Source organism: Mongoliibacter sp. (genome assembly GCF_007692705.1).
In the GTDB taxonomy this organism is placed as follows: Bacteria; Bacteroidota; Bacteroidia; order Cytophagales; family Cyclobacteriaceae; genus Mongoliibacter.
Genome location: NZ_REBN01000036.1, coordinates 1 through 4,029, shown reverse-complemented (window position 1 = coordinate 4,029; position 4,029 = coordinate 1). Strand labels below are relative to the sequence as shown.

The following is a 4,029-nucleotide window of genomic DNA, read 5'->3' as shown; positions in this document are numbered from 1 at the left end:
GGTAGTCTTCCCGCTGAAAAAGTTATTTTATGCGGAGGAGCCTGGTCCGCTGAACTTGCCCAGAAACTCGGCTTCAAACTTCCTATGATGGGTGGAAAAGGCTATAGCTTTATTCAGGAAAATCAACCCGAAATCAAACAAGCGGCCATCTTGACGGAAATGAAAGTAGCGGTAAGCCCATATGGCGAAAAAGTGAGGTTTGGGGGCACTATGGAAATAGCTGGCACTGATGAGTCTATAAACCTGAATCGGGTAAAAGGAATTTTTGAGACCATCAACCGATTTTACCCTGATTTCCTGTCTAAATTCCCGGAGGAAAGCCAAATTTGGAAAGGACTAAGACCTTGTTCACCAGATGGTCTTCCCTATATTGGCGCCGCCCCAGGTTACGAAAATGTGTGGTTTGGGACAGGACATGGGATGATGGGAGTAAGCATGGCACCAGCCACAGGCAAAATACTTGCAGACCTTCATGAAGGACATGTGAGTGCCATGGATATCAAGGCGTTTGAGGTGGGGAGATATTGAATTAGTAAATGATGCAAATTTTTTATTGTAATAGATATTACAGTAATATTCATTTCGATAAATTAAAGATGTGATCAAAAAATCATATAGGATATCCCTACCAAATTGACACGACGAGACTCTCGAGAAAAAGGTCTGTGAAAAACAGCATGTGAAATTTTCAACTTTGGGATTATTGCATATTCAAACTTGTACATGTAAGGAAACTCATTTAAAATCCCATTGTTTCCAAAAACCCTATAACCTAAGGTAAATGCCAGTTCATTTCCCAATTGATCTGATTCTACACCTATGCCCAAAAAATAATCATGGGCCACTTCAAATGAGGCTTCTCTTTGAGGAATATGTGACAAATTACCACTAAAAGCGAAGTATAAAGTGTTATTTAGCGTATAATTTTTTGGGGTCCGAAGCCTAATGTTATATCGGGGTTGAAAGAACATACTTAAACTATTCCCAAAAAGGTAGCCAACACCGAGATCAAGATTTGTCTTGGGATAGTAAGGATTTTCCCTAGAATAATAAGTATCTAAGCTTATCTCTCCTTCATCATCAATGAGCAACACCTTATTTAAGTTTCTTTTTTTATAGTGATCATACCAGTTGTTTTCCAAGGCCGCTGACTTCACCATATCATTGATCCCCGCATTTTTCAACACTTCCAATTCATCAATTTCACCCAAAAAGAAGTCTACTTCCATCAAATACGAATAGTAAGTTAGGGTTATTTGATGCCGCAATGTTGGTAGAAAATCATCTCCAATTTTGGCAAACTTACCACCCTGATTCGGTGAAACCCTCATTTCATCAGATTCTGGACTGAATATGATATGATAGTTTTGCCTTTCAAAGTCCAAGCCAATAGTCTCCAGCTTCTCCAAAAGGATCTGAACGTCTTTTTCAAAACCAAACCAACCATTAAAATCCCTTTGCCGGTTGACATCATGCCATCGGTAGGACACTTTTTTATGACCAAGAATAAAGATATCCAAGGTATCATGAGCGATATTCAATTTGATGTCATGTTGATCATAAAAATACTCCAATGGTTTTTGAGGTCCTTCCCAACTTTTGGGGTGAAAATCTAATAGCTCATACAATCCTTGTCCAAAAATTGGTAAAACAAAGGCGCAAAACATCAAAATTGTCAAAATGATCAACTTTATTTTAGTCATCTCTTTTCCTGTTTTTTGTTGAGTTCCCTTTCTCTTGCATGTATTGCTTTCGCGCTTGAATCATTTGTTCGAAAGTCAATTTTTCCACAATCATCCTTTCCTCCACCTTTTGCTCAATTTTAGTCTTTTCCAGAGCTTGCTGAAAAGCTTGAGCAGAGGGACTTAATTTTCCCTCTTCCGGCTCAGCTATTGAATCTTCCAAAACAATACTTTGCCTTAGGGTTTTGGATTGTTTGCTTTTCGATTCGTGTGAAACACTATCTAAAACAGAGCTGGCAACAACTGAAGACTCCTCCATTTTTTCTATGGATTTGGGGTCTGATATGGTATTTCCCCTCTGTTTTTGCATCTCTTCACTATTTGGTTTCTCAATAATCAAATCATCAGAATAGGTGCTAATTGAGGTAAGTACATAAACTGGCGGTTCAGATTGACTTGGTTCAAAGAACCAGCCGACAAAAAGAAGCAGAGGAATTAATGCAGCAGCACTCCAATACCACCACCCAATTGGTTTTCTTTTAGGTTTACTTTGAATCTTGGCCCAAACCTCTTCTCTCCTGAATTCAATCCCCTCGGGGATTTTGGCTCTCTGATCTATATTTTCAAATGATTTTCGAAGCATTATTCCTGCTGTTTGCAATGAACAATTTCTTTAAGTAATTCTTGGCTTTACTCAGCTGAGACTTGCTTGTCCCTACTCCTATCCCAAGCTTTTCTGAAATTTCGGGATGCGTATAGCCTTCAATTTCATACAGATTGAATACTGTCCTATATCCTTCCGGTAATTGTAGGATCAAAACAAACAGCTCATCTGCTGATATTTTATCCAAGACATCTTCAATTCCGATAGCAATGGATTCATCCGGTTCTACCATCATCGGACTTCTCTTTTGCTTTCGAAGGCAGATCAAGCACTCATTTACGGTGATTTTTCTAGCCCAGGCTTCAAATGAACCTTCCCTTTCGAATTCAAATCGATCAAGGCACCGAAATACCTTAAGCAAAGCACTTGAAAGAACATCTTCAGCATCTTCCTGATGCTTGAGGTAGCGAAGACAAAGCATAAACAAGGATTTGCTAATGGAATCATAGAGCAACCGTTCTGCTTTCTGATTACCTTTTACCGCTTCCTCTATGGTTTGTTTATCTACCAAATTGCTTTGCTCGTTTTTTATAAAAATGCATCCTTTCACCAAAGGGTTGCCTGTGATAATATAATTTTTCAAAATATATGTATCCGCGAATTCTCCAATAACCTATCAAACTAGGGTTGGAAAGCAAACCAATCTTAATTCTGTAAAATAGTTTCTCTGGATTTGATTGCAGATAATCATATTTCAAAAATTTTGTTTTCCTTGTCAATGATCCCCCTGATAAAAAGAAGAATGCGGTCTATTTCTTCCCAAGAAAACCCCAACCTTAACTGGGAATGGGCCAAAGCATCCCTCAATTTCCCGATAGCATTCATCATATCCACCCAATTATCCCGGCTAAAATCAGGATCGAATTTTTTAAACCTTTGATTTTTGGAAAAAATGGACCCTAAGTCTCCAAACTGTAAGCATTGAACCAAGTCTATCTCTTCTTTCCTTTCTTTCTTCCATTCATATAAACTAATGGCCTGCTGAAGCCTATTCTCGGATAAACTCTCCTGCCAGTTAGGGATATGATGCCTCACCAAATCCTTTAAGTGTGTTTCAAGAACGCTTATTAATCCAAAAATACCGATTCTAAGTGGTATTTTATCCAAATCTGTACGAGTGACGATATAGCTCAATTTCCCCGATTCATCTGGAATAAAATATTTGCGCTTTCCTAATAGAAGTCTGAATGCAGTCAAAATTGGAGTGTTTTCAGGCATTAAATCAACCTGGCTCACAGGACTTGGCTGCGCATCTCCTTTGTCGTATTTCAGCCATTTACCTTGATCAAAAATCACCGCAGTATTGAAATTGAGTTTTGCCATTTCTTCCTGATAGGATGACAGATCAAAAATCTTGAGATTTTCTGCAATAGTCATCACTGTAATCTGCTCTTCAAAAAGCAATCTCAAGCGGTCCATGGAGTTTTTTGCAGAGTTCATTAATTTTTTAGTGATTTTAAATTCAGAGTAAGTATTTTGAACCAATATAAGCCTAGTAGATTAAACAAACATGAAAGTAAATAAAAACGCACTATTCGTTCTACTGTTGTTTCTGATTTCCTGTAATCAACTTTCTTATGAATATTCAGGCTATAATGTGGGAAATATCGAAATCGCACGGGATGATTATGGTGTACCACACATTTTTGGCAAATCGGACCCTGATGTTGCCTATGGCCTAGC

5 protein-coding genes are annotated in these 4,029 nt (G+C 38.2%); 1 reads left to right on the top strand and 4 read right to left on the bottom strand.

What is annotated here, in order from left to right; genetic code table 11:
• Nucleotides 1-528 (top strand): FAD-binding oxidoreductase (locus EA341_RS00550; protein WP_293010732.1); only part of this gene is annotated, 528 nt, incomplete at its 5' end.
• Nucleotides 529-602: 74 nt separating this feature from the next.
• On the opposite strand, the gene EA341_RS00545 is transcribed toward EA341_RS00550, so the two are convergent.
• From EA341_RS00545 to EA341_RS00530, 4 genes are all read right to left on the bottom strand, one after another.
• The gene (locus EA341_RS00545; protein ID WP_293010731.1) at nucleotides 603-1,703 is read right to left on the bottom strand and encodes a hypothetical protein; all 1,101 of its coding nucleotides are present in this window, start codon (nucleotides 1,701-1,703) and stop codon (nucleotides 603-605) included.
• Nucleotides 1,696-2,325 carry a hypothetical protein gene (locus EA341_RS00540; protein WP_293010730.1) on the bottom strand — a complete coding sequence of 210 codons (630 nt, stop codon included), beginning with the start codon at nucleotides 2,323-2,325 and terminating at the stop codon, nucleotides 1,696-1,698. Before EA341_RS00540 ends, EA341_RS00545 begins: the two co-directional genes overlap by 8 nt.
• Nucleotides 2,306-2,929, bottom strand: a complete 624-nt coding sequence (locus EA341_RS00535; RefSeq protein WP_293010729.1) for an RNA polymerase sigma factor — start codon at nucleotides 2,927-2,929, stop codon at nucleotides 2,306-2,308. The genes EA341_RS00540 and EA341_RS00535 overlap by 20 nt, the downstream gene beginning before the upstream one ends.
• Before the next feature lie 104 nt (nucleotides 2,930-3,033).
• The gene (locus EA341_RS00530) at nucleotides 3,034-3,786 is read right to left on the bottom strand and encodes a hypothetical protein (RefSeq protein ID WP_293010728.1); all 753 of its coding nucleotides are present in this window, start codon (nucleotides 3,784-3,786) and stop codon (nucleotides 3,034-3,036) included.
• Nucleotides 3,787-4,029 lie beyond the last annotated feature (243 nt).